Origin of the sequence: Aliterella atlantica CENA595 (assembly GCF_000952155.1) — a bacterium.
GTDB classification, from domain to species: domain Bacteria; phylum Cyanobacteriota; class Cyanobacteriia; order Cyanobacteriales; family Chroococcidiopsidaceae; genus Aliterella; species Aliterella atlantica.
The window spans coordinates 1-2,030 of the sequence record NZ_JYON01000056.1; the positions used below are offsets into that span (position 1 = coordinate 1).

Here is a 2,030-nt window from a genome sequence, read left to right on the forward strand (position 1 = left end):
GCTCAGGATGAACGCTGGCGGTATGCTTAACACATGCAAGTCGAACGGATGTTTTCGGACATTAGTGGCGGACGGGTGAGTAACGCGTGAGAATCTGGCTCTAGGTCGGGGACAACAGTTGGAAACGACTGCTAATACCGGATATGCCGCAAGGTGAAAGATTAATTGCCTGGAGATGAGCTCGCGTCCGATTAGCTAGTTGGTGTGGTAAGAGCGCACCAAGGCGACGATCGGTAGCTGGTCTGAGAGGACGATCAGCCACACTGGGACTGAGACACGGCCCAGACTCCTACGGGAGGCAGCAGTGGGGAATTTTCCGCAATGGGCGAAAGCCTGACGGAGCAATACCGCGTGAGGGAGGAAGGCTCTTGGGTTGTAAACCTCTTTTCTGAAGGAAGAATACAATGACGGTACTTCAGGAATCAGCATCGGCTAACTCCGTGCCAGCAGCCGCGGTAATACGGAGGATGCAAGCGTTATCCGGAATGATTGGGCGTAAAGCGTCCGCAGGTGGCAATTCAAGTCTGCGGTCAAAGGTCGAGGCTCAACCTCGAAAAGGCCGTGGAAACTGAATAGCTAGAGTGTGGTAGGGGCAGAGGGAATTCCCAGTGTAGCGGTGAAATGCGTAGAGATTGGGAAGAACACCGGTGGCGAAAGCGCTCTGCTAGGCCAAGACTGACACTGAGGGACGAAAGCTAGGGGAGCGAATGGGATTAGATACCCCAGTAGTCCTAGCCGTAAACGATGGATACTAGGTGTAGCTTGTATCGACCCAAGCTGTGCCGTAGCTAACGCGTTAAGTATCCCGCCTGGGGAGTACGCGCGCAAGCGTGAAACTCAAAGGAATTGACGGGGGCCCGCACAAGCGGTGGAGTATGTGGTTTAATTCGATGCAACGCGAAGAACCTTACCAGGACTTGACATGTCGCGAATCTGGGTGAAAGCTCAGAGTGCCTTCGGGAGCGCGAACACAGGTGGTGCATGGCTGTCGTCAGCTCGTGTCGTGAGATGTTGGGTTAAGTCCCGCAACGAGCGCAACCCTCGTTTTTAGTTGCCAGCATTAAGTTGGGCACTCTAGAGAGACTGCCGGTGACAAACCGGAGGAAGGTGGGGATGACGTCAAGTCAGCATGCCCCTTACGTTCTGGGCTACACACGTACTACAATGCTACGGACAAAGGGCAGCAAGACAGCGATGTCAAGCCAATCCCATAAACCGTGGCTCAGTTCAGATTGCAGGCTGCAACTCGCCTGCATGAAGGCGGAATCGCTAGTAATCGCAGGTCAGCACTACTGCGGTGAATACGTTCCCGGGCCTTGTACACACCGCCCGTCACACCATGGAAGTTGGCCACGCCCGAAGTCGTTACCCTAACCACTTGTGGAGGGGGATGCCGAAGGCAGGGCTGATGACTGGGGTGAAGTCGTAACAAGGTAGCCGTACCGGAAGGTGTGGCTGGATCACCTCCTTTTAGGGAGACCGAACCCATCGAAGTTACTGAAAGCAAAAAGCAAATAGGTAAGCAGATGAGGTCATCCTAGGTCGGAACGAAGTAAAGAAATGGTGTGGCTTTTCAACTATGATTAGGTTTGGCAAAGGGGCTATTAGCTCAGGTGGTTAGAGCGCACCCCTGATAAGGGTGAGGTCCCTGGTTCGAGTCCAGGATGGCCCACCTGTAAAGCAGTGACCAGTAAGCAGTGACCAGTAAGCAGTAAAGAGCAAAACTGATGACTGATAAAAGTCAACTGAAAATTAGGGGGTTTAGCTCAGTTGGTAGAGCGCCTGCTTTGCAAGCAGGATGTCAGCGGTTCGAGTCCGCTAACCTCCACATGAGTAATTGCCAAAACAAACAACAACTGGAATAATTCAGCACCGTGACAAAGAAGTATTGTCAGTATGCTGAAGAAGATTTCAGCCAGAACCTTGAAAACTGCATAGCAACAACAAATAGCAGGCAGGTACAATTCGTATCTGTTGTAAGCAAAGAAACTGGTCAAGCTACAAAGGGCTGATGGTGGATACCTAGGCAC

At 52.3% G+C, this 2,030-nt stretch carries 2 tRNA genes and 1 rRNA gene; all 3 read left to right on the forward strand.

Going from position 1 to position 2,030, the window contains the following annotated elements:
- Positions 1-1,471 (forward strand): 16S ribosomal RNA (locus UH38_RS24500); the annotation flags it as partial.
- A 127-nt stretch (positions 1,472-1,598) separates the two neighbouring features.
- A tRNA-Ile gene (locus UH38_RS24505) sits at positions 1,599-1,672 on the forward strand.
- Positions 1,673-1,755: 83 nt separating this feature from the next.
- A tRNA-Ala gene (locus UH38_RS24510) sits at positions 1,756-1,828 on the forward strand.
- Positions 1,829-2,030: the final 202 nt, after the last annotated feature.